This is a genomic window from Sphingomonas sp., from assembly GCF_035555815.1.
Lineage (GTDB): Bacteria > Pseudomonadota > Alphaproteobacteria > Sphingomonadales > Sphingomonadaceae > Sphingomonas.
Genome location: NZ_DATMGG010000025.1, coordinates 20,580 through 31,435 on the forward strand (window position 1 = coordinate 20,580; position 10,856 = coordinate 31,435).

Consider the following 10,856-nt stretch of genomic DNA (forward strand, 5'->3'; position numbering starts at 1 on the left):
GAGGATAGCGTTCCCTACGCCCCCGGCAAGCGCGCGACGAAATCGAGCCCGATATCGGCCGCGGGAGCCGATTGGGTCAGCCGCCCGACGCTGATGAAGCTCACGCCCGATTCGGCGATGGCGCGGATCGTTTCCAGCCGCACGCCGCCCGACGCCTCGGTCGGCACGCGCCCGCCGACCAGCGTCACCGCGCCGCGCAGCGTCGGCGGGTCCATGTTGTCGAGCAGCAGCCGGGTGGCGCCGGCGGCCAGCGCCGGCTCGATCTGATCGACGCGATCGACCTCGACGATGATCTCCGCGATGCCGGCGGCGACGGCGCGGCGCACCGCCTCCCCCACCGATCCGGCGACGGCGACGTGGTTGTCCTTGATCATCGCCGCATCCCACAGCCCCATGCGGTGATTGGACGCGCCGCCCATGCGGGTCGCGTATTTTTCCAGCACGCGCAGGCCGGGAATGGTCTTGCGCGTGTCGAGCAGCGTCGCGCCGGTGCCGGCGATCTTGTCGACATAGGCGCGGGTCATCGTCGCGATGCCCGACAGATGCTGGACGGTGTTGAGCGCCGACCGCTCCGCCGTGAGCAGCGCGCGCGCCTTGCCCGACAGGCGCATCAGATCGGTGCCGGGCGCCACCCGGTCGCCGTCCCGCACCAGCGGCTCGACCGTCACGTCGGGGTCGAGCGCGCGGAAGAACGCCTCGGCGATCGGCAGGCCGGCGACGGTGATCGCGTCGCGGCTGTCCATCGCCCCGTCGAACACCGCATCGGCCGGGATCACCGCCGCAGAGGTGATGTCGCCCCCCCGCCCCAGATCCTCGGCCAGCGTCGCGGCGACAAACGCGGCGAGATCGAAATCCGGCAGTGTCCACTTCATGCCCGATCGTCTCCCATGCTGGTGCCGGCGCGCGCTTGTGGCATAACCAGCGCGACATAGCACAGCGGGAAATCGCCGATATGGCCAAGGACGACGACAAGGATCTGAGCGAGCTGGAACAGCTTCAGCTCGGGCTGGTGCGGATGCAGGCGGCGGCGGCCGAGAGCGGCGACCGCGTGGTGATCGTGCTGGAAGGGCGCGACACGGCGGGCAAGGACGGCGCGATCCGCGTCATCACCGAGCACCTGTCGGTGCGCAACACGCGGGTGGTGGCGCTGCCGAAGCCGTCCGATCGCGAGCGCGGGCAATGGTATTTCCAGCGTTACGCCGCGCACCTGCCCGCCCCCGGCGAACTGGTGATCTATAATCGCAGTTGGTACAATCGCGCCGGGGTGGAGGTGGTCAACGGCTTTTCCACCCCCGCCGAACAGGCGCAGTTCCTGCGCGACGCCCCCGATTTTGAGCGGATGCTGGTCGAAAGCGGGATCACGCTGATCAAGTTCTGGCTCGACATCAGCAAGCACGAACAGGCCGACCGGTTGAAGCAGCGGCGCACCAATCCGCTGAAGGCGCTCAAGATCTCCGCGCTCGACGCGGTGGCGCAGGATAAATGGGCCGAATATTCGGCGGCGCGCGACACGATGCTGGAACGCACCGACACCCCGGTGGCGCCGTGGACCTGTGTGCTGAGCGATCACAAGAAACCGGCACGCAAGGCGATCATCCGTCACATCCTGCGATCGGCGGCCCCGGCCAAGATCGCCGGCCAGATCGACGCGCCCGATCCCGACGTGCTGTTCCCGTTCCGGATGGAGGCGATCAACGAGGGACGGTTGGCGAAATAGGGCCCGTCATTGCGAGCGGCGCAGCCCCGCGGCAATCCAGGGTGTCATCCGCTGCGCTGGATTGCTTCGCAGCGCTTGCAATGACGCCTACCCCGCCCCGCGCATCCGCGTCGCCACGAACAGCGTCAGCGCCACGCCCCAGCCGCACGCCAGCCAGATCGCCGTCGTCCCCAGCCGGGCATAGCCGACCGCGCCGGCGATCGCGCCCAGTGTCAGGCTGAGCCACAGCAGCGCATAGGCGCCCCAGCCGGCCAGCCGCTTGCCGAGGATCAGCCCGGCCAGCCCGTGGCCGATCCGCACCAGGCTGCCGGTCATGTAGGTCAGGCCGACGCGGGTCTCGCCGTCGCGCTCGAACACCGCGTTGACCGCGCCCATGGCGAAGGCCATCACGAACGCGGTCGACCAGAGGTGGCGCAGATCGGCCAGCGTGGCGGCCAGCGCCAGCAGCGCGGTGACCAGGATCAGCAGCGCCAGCCTGCGCCGCGCCCCGGCGCGATGCCCGACGACGGTGCCGCCGGCCACGCCGGCGACGAAGGTGACGATCAGCGCCGCCGGGATCGCCGCCTGGCCGGCCGAATCGACCAGCCCGACCGCGAACCGCGTTGAATTGCCGCTCATGAACGACGCGAAATAGCCGCCCGACGCGATGAAGGCGATGGCATCGACATAGCCCGCCAGCGCCGACAGCCCCATCGCCAGCGCGCGCGCGTCCAGGTCATGCCGGATCATGATCGGGTGGCGTTCCCGGCGGGCGGCGGCGGCGGGTTCAGTCCCCGGTGACCCGCACCGGCCCCAGATCGCCCATGCCAACGGTGCCGCTGGCCATCGCCAGCATCCGGTCGAGGCTGGTCTTGGCCTTGAGCCGCAGCCCTTCCTCGATCTCGATGCGCGGTTCGAGGTCGCGCAGCGCGAGGTAGAGCTTTTCCATCGTGTTGAGCGCCATGTACGGGCAGATGTTGCAGTTGCAGTTGCCGTCGGCACCCGGCGCGCCGATGAAGGTCTTGTCCGGCACCGCCTTTTCCATCTGGTGGATGATGTGCGGTTCGGTGGCGACGATCAGCGTGTCGGCGGGGTTGACCACCGCGAAGTTGAGGATGCCGCTGGTCGAGCCGACGTAATCGGCGTGGTCGAGCACGTGCGGCGGGCATTCGGGATGCGCGGCGACCGGGGCATCGGGGTGCTGGGCCTTGAGCTTGAGCAGCTCGGTCTCGCTGAACGCCTCGTGCACGATGCACACGCCCGGCCACAGCAGCATGTCGCGGCCCATCTTGCGGTTGATGTAGCCGCCCAGATGCTTGTCGGGACCGAAGATGATCTTCTGGTCGAGCGGGATCTGGCTGAGGATCTTTTCCGCCGACGAGGAGGTGACGATGATGTCGCTGAGCGCCTTCACCTCGACCGAACAGTTGATGTAGGTCAGCGCGATGTGATCGGGGTGCTGCGCGCGGAACGCGGCGAACTGCTCGGGCGGGCAGCTGTCCTCGAGCGAACAGCCGGCGTCCATGTCGGGCAGCACGACGATCTTGTCCGGCGACAGCACCTTGGCCGTCTCCGCCATGAAGCGCACACCGCAAAAGGCGATGACGTCGGCGTCGGTCTCCGCCGCCTTGCGCGACAGGTCGAGGCTGTCGCCGACGAAGTCCGCGATGTCCTGCAATTCGGGCTTTTGGTAATAATGGGCGAGGATGACGGCGTTGCGTTCCTTGCGCAGCCGGTCGATCTCCGCGAGCAGATCGGTGCCCGCAAGATTGCCGCCAATGCCGTGCCGTGCGTCCATGTCATCGCCCTCAATCGTACAAGGCCCAGATGGACGCCCAGGCGCCGGGGATCAAGACTCCGTCGGGTCAGGAACCGTTGTCGAGCACCTCGGCAACCGAGCGGGTGGTGTCCCAGCGTTCGTGGTCGCGCCGTTCCGGGGGGAAGGTGACGACGACACGGACGTCGCCCAGCCCGGCGGCGGCGAGCGGCCGGGCGAGCAGATCGGCGACCGCGCGGCGGGCGTGTTCGCGCGCCTGCGCCATGCGTTCGGGCGACTGTGCCTCACGCGACGCCGCGGTGCCGGCATGGAGCGAGGTCAACCGGCTCAGCTCCTCCGCCGCGCCGCGCGTGACGAACAGGCCGTTGGTCTGCACCAATGTCCGGCGCCCCTCATCGGTGTTGGGCGCCGCCGGGACGACATCGGGCGCGTCGACGATCAACGTGCGGGTATCGGCGTTCCACTGGAGATCGCGCGCGCCCAGCCGCGACAGATCGACGAAATAGGACACGGAATAGGGCATCTTGACGATCTGGTCGCTGCGCAGCCAGCCCATCGCGCGGATGTCCGACGCGGTGCTCTGGACGGTGCCCGAGAGGTCGGCGACCTTGAGCGCGCTGGCGCCGGCGAGGCGCGCCGACACGATCTGGGTGATCGGCTGCCCGCCCTCCCCCGGCACGGTCGCAACGCGCTCTTCGCGATAACGGTCGTAGAACCACACGCCGGTGGCGACGACGATCGCCGCCACCACCGCCACCGCCATCATCCGCAGGTGCTCGGGGTTCAGGCGAGGCGCCATGCACCGTCCTCCGCGCCGTCGACCAGCCCGCGCGCGCGCAGGTCGAGCAGATGCGCCAGCACCGATCGCGCGGCGGCCGGGTGCATCCGCTTGTCGAGCCCGGCATACATCGCCGGCACCATCGCATCGAGGTGATCGGTGCCGCGCTCGATCAGGCGCAGAATCTGCCCTTCGCGCTGCTTGCGGTGCCCGAGCATCCCGCGCACCAGCCGCTGCGGATTGTCGACCGCCGGGCCGTGGCCGGGGTAATAGACGCGGTCGTCGCGCCCCATCAGCCTCTCCAGGCTGCGGATATAGTCGCCCATGTCGCCGTCGGGCGGCGAGACGATGCTGGTCGACCAGCCCATGACGTGATCGCCGCTGAACAGCGCCTTGCTCTCCTCCAGCGCGAAGCACAGGTGGTTGGAGGTGTGGCCGGGGGTGGCGACGGCGGTGAGCGTCCAGCCCTGCCCCGCCACCGCATCGCCATCGGCCAGCACGCGATCGGCGGCGTAGTCGCCGTCAAACGAGGCATCGGCACGCGGGCCGAGATCATCGAGCGCGAGCGGCGCGCACCCGACGATCGGCGCGCCGGTCGCCGCCTTCAGCCCCGCCGCGAGCGGGCTGTGATCGCGGTGGGTGTGGGTGCACAGGATCGCGCGCAACGGGCGACCGTCGATCACCGCGATCAACCGCGCGAGGTGGGCCTCGTCGACCGGCCCCGGATCGATCACCGCGACATCGGCCGTGCCGACGACATAGCTTTGCGTGCCGGTGTTGGTGAACGGCGAGGGATTGTTCGCGGTCAGGCGGACGACGCCCGGCTCCAGCGTTTCGGGTACGTCGTGCAGCGCTTCGATCATGTCCGCCCAGATGGCGGCTCGCAGCGCGGGGGGCAAGTGGCGGCGGGCGGTGCCGGCCCTCACGGAGCGGCACCGCTCGCCGGCAGGGTCACTTGCGGCGCGTCTCCAGATCGCGGATCGCGTCGTCGATGCCGGCGAGCGCGGCGGCGCGCCGGGCATCCTCCATATCGGCACGGGCGACATTCTCCCGCGCGCGGCGCAGGCCCTCCAGCGCCGATGCCTCGGCCCGCGCGCGCATCGCCCCGGCGTCGACACGGGCGATGGCGGCCCGCTCCGCGCCGGCGGCAGCGGCGGCACCGGCGGCAGAGGCACGCGCCTCGATACGGTTGGTGCAGATGATCACCTTGCGCTTGCCACCCTCATTGGAGTGGATGACGAGGTCGCTGCCCTTGCCGTCCTTGCCAGTGCAGTGGTTGGACACCACCGACGGCATGTTCTTCAGATCCTTGAGGTCGGGCCGATCGCGCAAGGCGCCGAGCGCCGCGAGGCTTTCGAGGCCCTTGAGTTCGGAGAGCGCGCCGAGGTCCTCGAAGTCGCTGGTCACCACCTCGCCATCCTTCTTGCGGACGACGACCACGCGATGCTTGCGCATGGCGACGTCAGGCTCGGCAGGAGCCGGCGCGGCATGCGGCGCGGGAGGAGCTTCGGGCGCGGGCGGCGCCGGGGGCGCCGGGGGCGCCGGGGGCGCGGCCTGCGGCACCGGCAGCTCAAGGCTGGCGATATCGACCCCGGTGGTGCTTTCGATTCCCGACCGCACGCGCTCGGCGGCCTGGGTACCGGAGGCGGTGACGCCAAGGGCGGTCAGCGTCAGCGCGGCGAGCGCCCCACCGCCGGCGAGCAACCGGGTCCGCGAGGTCTTTTCGTGACGAGTGAGCATACGCAGCCTCCCTTTCAATTCGTTGACGGTGTGAAGATGGCAGGCGGCGGACACCGCCCCGCCGTGCGCCGACTTGACGATGGCGCGGCCATAGGCGTGGCGCAGGTCGGCGGCGCGGCCCGACAGCACCAGCGCGTCGCAGGCCATTTCCTGATCGGCGCGAAAGGCGCGGAATGCGCGCCAGGCGACCGGATTGAACCAGTGGAGCGCCAGCACCACAAGCGCCGCCCAGTTGGCGATCAGATCGCCGCGCGCGTGGTGGCCAAGCTCGTGCGCCAGCGCGAGATCGCGCTCCAGCGGATCATAGCGTTCAGCGAAATCGCGGGGAAAGGCGACATATTTGCGCCAGACGCCGAACGCGAGCGGGCCGCTGGCGGCGCCGGTCTCGATCACCTCGACATTGCCCGCCGCGACGACGCGCACCGACCCGGCCAATGCCCGCACCCGCGCGCAGAACCGGCTGTGGGTGACGTAATGATAGCCGATGAAGGCGACCGCGCCGACCGCCCAGGCGACAAGGACCGCCAGCCACAGGTCCGGCCCGGCGGACGACACCGCCGCCCCGACCGGGTCCGACGCCGGCATTCCCAGCGGTTCGGCGATGTAGGCGACCACCACGTCGCTGGCCTGCGCCAGCGGGGCGGCGGCGCTCTGTCGCCAGCTTTCGGGCAGCGGCGGCAGCAACATGCGCAGCGCGGGCAGCGCCCACAGCGCATAGGCGAGGTCCGGCCCGAATGCGCGCCGGACCGGCCCGCGGATCGCCAGCACCAGCAGCATCAGCAGCGTGGAGGCGATCAGCGTCTCGATGGCCCAGGCGATCATTGCTTGAGGTCCTTCAGCAGCGCCTCGATCTCGGCGATGTCCTCGGCGGTGAGCTGGTCGCGCTGCGCCATATGGGCGACCAGCGGGGTCAGCTTGCCGCCGAACAGCCGGTCCATCAGCCGGCGCGACTCGCCCTCGACATAATCGCCGCGCGCGACCAGCGGCCGGTAGAGGTAGCGGCGGCCGACCTCCTCATGCCCGACGACGTTCTTGGCCAGCAGCCGGCCGAGCAGCGTCTTGACGGTGTTGGCGCTCCAGCCGCGTTCCGGGGCGGCGCGTTCGGCCACTTCCTGCGCGGTGAGCGGCGCTTCGTCCCACAGCACCTCCATCACCGCATGTTCGGCATCGCTGATGCGCTCGGCCATTACGCTCGCTCCCTTATCCGTCGCTTCCTTTTCGGTGCGATTACGAATGTAGTCAATAGGGTGAACGCTGGCTGAACGCGGCGCCGAAGAGTCGATCATCTGAAGGGGCGCGGCGGGACCGGAAGGTGTCGGCAGGGTTTACACCCGGCAGCGGGGCGATTTCCCGTTAACCACCGCGATGCCCGCAAAAGGTGGCCACTCGACAATTGGCACGCGAGGTGCAACACGATGCCCGACCGAGCGGCTCCCACCGCTTCAGTTAGTCGGGCGGGCCGCTCAGTCTCCGGAGCGTCCCGCCCGCACCCGGTCCCTCCCCACCATCACCGGCGACAGGTCACCGAGCGCGGATCGCGTTTGGGCGGGAACAGCAGCGCCGCATCCTCCTCCAGTCGAATCGCGGTGCGTGCGAAGGCGGCGGGATAGATGTCGTCGAACAGCCGGGCGAAGGTGGCGCGCCAGCCATAATGTTCGGCCACCATCGCGCGCGCCGCCGCGCCCATCGCCGCCGCGCCGTCCCGCCAGACCCGAACGACATGTGCGGCCATCGCGTCGGTATCGTCGACCGGGCCGAGCAGGCCGGTGCCCGCCGGCACCCGATCCGCCATCGCCCCGCCGGCGACGCCGACCACGGGCAGGCCCGCCGCCTGCGCCTCGATCACCGAGATGCCGAAGGTCTCGTCCGCCATCGCCGAGACGTAGATATCCGATGAGGCGAGCGCGCGCGCCAGCTCGGCACGGTCGGTTTCGAACCCGGTGAAGGCGATCGGCAGACCGCGAGCCTCCTCCGCCAACCGGGCGCGCAGCTTGCCGTCGCCGATCAGCACCATCGCGGCGCCGAGATCGGCGGGCAGCGCCTTGAACATCGCGATCAGCCGGTCGGCGCGCTTTTCATTGTCGATCCGCCCGGCATAGGCGAGCAGCGGCCCGGCGCCGGGCAGGCCGAGTTCGGTGCGATAGCCGGGATCGCGCCGGTCAGGATGGAACAGATCGGTATCGACGCCCAGCGGCAGCACGCTGGTGCGGGTGACCTTTTTCCGCGCGAGCTGGGCGCGGGCATCCTCGCTCAGCGTGTAGACGTGGTCGAATTCGCGATAGGTGATCTCCGCATAGCCCCAGCTGAGCAGGCGGAGGAAGCGACCGGCGACCTCGCCGAACTTCTCCCGCCCCACCCGATAGACATGGGCGTTGGGGAAATCGGTGCGATAGCCGGCGACCAGCGTGGTTTCGGGAAAGGCGCGGCGGTGGCGGATCGCGGTCCACGGCAGCACCCAGGGACACAGCGATTCGACGACGTCTGGGCGATATTCCGCCAGCAGCTCGCGTACCTTTCCGGTCCGCAGGATAAAGCGGTAGTTGGGGCTGCCACGCACCGGATCGGCGCCGACCTCCGCAAAGATGTGGCGGCCATCGACGGTGATCCGGTCTTCGGGGCCGGGCACGATCTGGAGCAGGTGGTGCGGCGTCTCACGCAGCACGTAATCGCGCTTTTCGCGCAGATAGGTGCTGATGCCGCCACCGCCCGTGGGCGAATAGCTTTGCGTCAGGTCGCAGATCAGGAGAGGCGCGCCGGACGCGGCAGCGCGGCCGGCGGCAGTGCGCTCACGGGCGTCGAGAAGCACGCGCTACTCCTACTCCGCCTGCACGACCCCCTTTTCGGCCAGCAGCGTCTTCAGCTCGCCGCTTTCGTACATCTCCATCATGATGTCCGAACCGCCGACGAACTCACCCTTCACATAGAGCTGGGGGATGGTCGGCCAGTCGCTGAACGCCTTGATGCCCTGGCGGATATCCTGGTCCTGGAGCACGTCGACCGAATCGAATTCGGCACCCAGGTGCTGGAGGATCGCCACGGCGCGGCTGGAAAAGCCGCACTGCGGGAACAACGGCGTGCCCTTCATGAACAGCAGCACGTCGCTGCCGTTCACAAGATCGCCGATGCGGGCGTTGACGTCGGTCATCTCTCTACTCCTCGGCCGGCACGGCGGTGGTGAGTTGAAGCGCGTGGAGCACGCCGCCCATTCGCCCGCCCAACGCCGCATAGACGGCCTGATGCTGGCGGACGCGCGGCATCCCGCTGAAACTCGCGCTGGTCACGTGCGCGGCATAATGATCGCCGTCGCCGGCAAGATCGTCGATCCGCACGACCGCATCGGGAATCGCATCCCGGATCAGCGCGGCGATCTGGTCGGCCTCCATCGGCATGGTTACTTGGATTCCATCAGCTGGCGGCGCGCATCGACGCTGGCTTCCTCGAGCGCGCGGCGCACCTCCGCATCATCGATGTCGATGTTGGCGGCGGTCAGATCGCCGACCAGCTTGCGGATCACGTCCTCGTCGCCGGCTTCCTCGAAATCGGCCTGGACCACCGCCTTGGCATAGGCGTCGGTCTCTTCCGGGGTCAGGCCCATCTTGGCCGCCGCCCATTGCCCGACCAGCCGGTTGCGGCGCGCCGTCACGCGGAACGCCATCTCCTCGTCGCGCGCGAACTTGGTCTCAAAAGCGCGTTCGCGGTCGTCGAAACTGGTCATGCACGGCCCCTCGTTGTTGGTCGGCGCTGAGATAGGTGGGGGACGCGGCGCGCGCAACCGCCGTTGCGCTACCCGCCCCCGTCCCGCGCGCATATCCTCCCCGGCGCAGGCCGGGGCCCGGTCGGGCAGGTCGAGGTGACGGAGGTATCGCGCGGTTACGGGCGCCCCGCGACTGTGCCCCGGCCTGCGCCGGGGTACAGGTTGGGGCGACATCGCAGTGGCGATCGCCCTTAGTCGGCGACGCGCACCACCAGCTTGCCGATCGCGCCGCGCGCGGCCATCTTGGCGATCGCCTTGCCTCCGTCGGCAAAGGCGAAGGTCTCGGTCACGCGCGGGGCGATCGCGCCATCGGCCCACAGCCGGAACAGATGATCGACATGGACCTGATTGGCCCGCGGATCGCGCGCGGCGAAGGCGCCCCAGAACACGCCGCACACGTCGCAGCTCTTGAGCAGGGTCAGGTTGAGCGGCAGGCGCGGGATGCCGGCGGGGAAGCCGACCACCAGATAGCGCCCCTCCCACCCGATCGAGCGCAGCGCCGGCTCGGCATAGTCGCCGCCGACCGGATCGTAGATCACGTCGGCGCCGTTCGGCCCGACCGCCGCCTTGAACGCCTCCGCCAGCGCCTTCGACTGGTCCTTGTCGAACGGCGCGCGCGGATAGACGATCGCCTCATCCGCGCCGGCCTGTTTCGCGGCCGCCGCCTTTTCTTCGGAGGAGACGGCGGCGATCACCCGCGCGCCGAACGCCTTGCCCAGCTCGATCGCGGCGAGCCCGACCCCGCCGGCGGCCCCGAGCACGAGCAAGGTCTGCCCGGTCTTCAGATGCCCGCGATCGAGCAGCGCGTGGATGGTGGTGGCATAGGTCAGCAGCAGCGACGCGCCTTCCTCGAAGCTGCGCCCCTCAGGCAGGCGATAGAGCCGGGCGGCGTCCACCGCGACCTTTTCGGCCAGGCCGTTGTGACCGACCATCGCGAGCACGCGGTCGCCGGGGGCGAAGTCGGTCACGCCCTCGCCCACCGCCTCTACCACGCCGGCGATCTCTCCGCCCGGCGCGAACGGGCGCGGCGGCTTGAACTGATATTTGTCCTCGATGATCAGGACGTCGGGGTAGTTGATCGAACAGGCCTTGACCGCGACCACCACCTGGC

The 10,856-nt window shown here is 69.6% G+C and carries 13 protein-coding genes; 1 reads left to right on the plus strand and 12 read right to left on the minus strand.

From position 1 onward, the window contains the following. Positions 1–14: 14 nt before the first annotated feature. Positions 15–872 (minus strand): carboxylating nicotinate-nucleotide diphosphorylase, encoded by an 858-nt coding sequence (gene nadC / locus VNR91_RS01450; protein WP_325489014.1) that lies wholly within the window; start codon positions 870–872, stop codon positions 15–17. An 80-nt stretch (positions 873–952) separates the two neighbouring features. Here nadC and ppk2 point away from each other — a divergent pair, with 80 nt between their 5' ends. After that, the gene (ppk2, locus tag VNR91_RS01455; protein ID WP_325489015.1) at positions 953–1,717 is read left to right on the plus strand and encodes a polyphosphate kinase 2; all 765 of its coding nucleotides are present in this window, start codon (positions 953–955) and stop codon (positions 1,715–1,717) included. Positions 1,718–1,804: 87 nt separating this feature from the next. Here the strand turns inward: ppk2 and VNR91_RS01460 are convergent, their stop codons facing one another. From VNR91_RS01460 to VNR91_RS01510, 11 genes are all read right to left on the minus strand, one after another. Continuing rightward, positions 1,805–2,446, minus strand: coding sequence for a YoaK family protein (locus VNR91_RS01460; protein WP_325489016.1), 642 nt, complete (start codon positions 2,444–2,446; stop codon positions 1,805–1,807). A 37-nt stretch (positions 2,447–2,483) separates the two neighbouring features. After that, a complete protein-coding gene (nadA, locus tag VNR91_RS01465) occupies positions 2,484–3,494 on the minus strand; it encodes a quinolinate synthase NadA (RefSeq protein ID WP_325489017.1) in 1,011 nt (336 codons plus the stop codon). Between the two features lie 67 nt (positions 3,495–3,561). Next, complete coding sequence (locus tag VNR91_RS01470) at positions 3,562–4,272, minus strand: DUF4230 domain-containing protein (protein WP_325489018.1); 711 nt, start codon at positions 4,270–4,272, stop codon at positions 3,562–3,564. After that, positions 4,257–5,114, minus strand: coding sequence for an MBL fold metallo-hydrolase (locus VNR91_RS01475; protein WP_325489019.1), 858 nt, complete (start codon positions 5,112–5,114; stop codon positions 4,257–4,259). Before VNR91_RS01475 ends, VNR91_RS01470 begins: the two co-directional genes overlap by 16 nt. Before the next feature lie 88 nt (positions 5,115–5,202). Continuing rightward, positions 5,203–6,813: a M56 family metallopeptidase gene (locus tag VNR91_RS01480; RefSeq protein ID WP_325489020.1), complete on the minus strand. Its 1,611-nt coding sequence runs from the start codon at positions 6,811–6,813 to the stop codon at positions 5,203–5,205. After that, positions 6,810–7,178 carry a BlaI/MecI/CopY family transcriptional regulator gene (locus tag VNR91_RS01485; RefSeq protein ID WP_325489021.1) on the minus strand — a complete coding sequence of 123 codons (369 nt, stop codon included), beginning with the start codon at positions 7,176–7,178 and terminating at the stop codon, positions 6,810–6,812. The genes VNR91_RS01480 and VNR91_RS01485 overlap by 4 nt, the downstream gene beginning before the upstream one ends. Positions 7,179–7,498: 320 nt before the next feature. Further along, positions 7,499–8,797 carry a glycosyltransferase gene (locus tag VNR91_RS01490; protein WP_325489022.1) on the minus strand — a complete coding sequence of 433 codons (1,299 nt, stop codon included), beginning with the start codon at positions 8,795–8,797 and terminating at the stop codon, positions 7,499–7,501. Positions 8,798–8,806: 9 nt separating this feature from the next. Then, positions 8,807–9,136, minus strand: a complete 330-nt coding sequence (gene grxD, locus VNR91_RS01495; RefSeq protein WP_325489023.1) for a Grx4 family monothiol glutaredoxin — start codon at positions 9,134–9,136, stop codon at positions 8,807–8,809. Positions 9,137–9,140: 4 nt separating this feature from the next. Beyond that, positions 9,141–9,380 (minus strand): BolA/IbaG family iron-sulfur metabolism protein, encoded by a 240-nt coding sequence (locus VNR91_RS01500; protein WP_325489024.1) that lies wholly within the window; start codon positions 9,378–9,380, stop codon positions 9,141–9,143. Positions 9,381–9,382: 2 nt separating this feature from the next. Then, positions 9,383–9,706: a DUF1476 domain-containing protein gene (locus tag VNR91_RS01505; RefSeq protein ID WP_325489025.1), complete on the minus strand. Its 324-nt coding sequence runs from the start codon at positions 9,704–9,706 to the stop codon at positions 9,383–9,385. A gap of 230 nt (positions 9,707–9,936) precedes the next feature. Continuing rightward, positions 9,937–10,856, minus strand: a 920-nt coding sequence (locus VNR91_RS01510) for an NADPH:quinone oxidoreductase family protein (RefSeq protein ID WP_325489026.1), incomplete at its 5' end; no start/stop codon positions are given.

Coding starts and splice junctions, on each gene's coding strand:
- nadC (WP_325489014.1), bottom strand. CDS start 872: ATGAAGTGGACACTGCCGGATTTCGATCTCGCCGCGTTTGTCGCCGCG.
- ppk2 (WP_325489015.1), top strand. CDS start 953: ATGGCCAAGGACGACGACAAGGATCTGAGCGAGCTGGAACAGCTTCAG.
- VNR91_RS01460 (WP_325489016.1), bottom strand. CDS start 2,446: ATGATCCGGCATGACCTGGACGCGCGCGCGCTGGCGATGGGGCTGTCG.
- nadA (WP_325489017.1), bottom strand. CDS start 3,494: ATGGACGCACGGCACGGCATTGGCGGCAATCTTGCGGGCACCGATCTG.
- VNR91_RS01470 (WP_325489018.1), bottom strand. CDS start 4,272: ATGGCGCCTCGCCTGAACCCCGAGCACCTGCGGATGATGGCGGTGGCG.
- VNR91_RS01475 (WP_325489019.1), bottom strand. CDS start 5,114: ATGATCGAAGCGCTGCACGACGTACCCGAAACGCTGGAGCCGGGCGTC.
- VNR91_RS01480 (WP_325489020.1), bottom strand. CDS start 6,813: ATGATCGCCTGGGCCATCGAGACGCTGATCGCCTCCACGCTGCTGATG.
- VNR91_RS01485 (WP_325489021.1), bottom strand. CDS start 7,178: ATGGCCGAGCGCATCAGCGATGCCGAACATGCGGTGATGGAGGTGCTG.
- grxD (WP_325489023.1), bottom strand. CDS start 9,136: ATGACCGACGTCAACGCCCGCATCGGCGATCTTGTGAACGGCAGCGAC.
- VNR91_RS01500 (WP_325489024.1), bottom strand. CDS start 9,380: ATGCCGATGGAGGCCGACCAGATCGCCGCGCTGATCCGGGATGCGATT.
- VNR91_RS01505 (WP_325489025.1), bottom strand. CDS start 9,706: ATGACCAGTTTCGACGACCGCGAACGCGCTTTTGAGACCAAGTTCGCG.